At 50.3% G+C, this 537-nt stretch carries 1 rRNA gene; it reads left to right on the top strand.

Annotation, left to right across the window (positions count from 1 at the left end):
* Window positions 1-70 precede the first annotated feature (70 nt).
* A 23S ribosomal RNA gene (locus U9R90_RS36745) occupies window positions 71-537 on the top strand; the annotation flags it as partial.

Genomic DNA, 537 nt, shown 5'->3' with positions numbered 1-537 from the left:
AAAACGGTGTGTTCGAGTCTCTCAAATTTTCACAACACGACCTGTTTTACGAAACAGCTTCGGGTTGTGAGGTTAAGCGACTAAGCGTACACGGTGGATGCCCTGGCAGTCAGAGGCGATGAAGGACGTGCTAATCTGCGATAAGCGTCGGTAAGGTGATATGAACCGTTATAACCGGCGATTTCCGAATGGGGAAACCCAGTGTGATTCGTCACACTATCGTTAAGTGAATACATAGCTTAACGAAGCGAACCGGGGGAACTGAAACATCTAAGTACCCCGAGGAAAAGAAATCAACCGAGATTCCCCCAGTAGCGGCGAGCGAACGGGGAGCAGCCCAGAACCTGAATCAGTTTGTGTGTTAGTGGAAGCGTCTGGAAAGTCGCAGGGTACAGGGTGATACTCCCGTACACTAAAATGCACATGCTGTGAGTTCGAAGAGTAGGGCGGGACACGTGGTATCCTGTCTGAATATGGGGGGACCATCCTCCAAGGCTAAATACTCCTGACTGACCGATAGTGAACCAGTACCGTGAG

The sequence above is a fragment of the Streptomyces sp. E11-3 genome (assembly GCF_046540415.1).
In the GTDB taxonomy this organism is placed as follows: Bacteria; Actinomycetota; Actinomycetes; order Streptomycetales; family Streptomycetaceae; genus Streptomyces.
The sequence above is the reverse complement of the archived record's forward strand: the minus strand, read 5'-3'. Positions and strand labels throughout refer to the sequence as shown.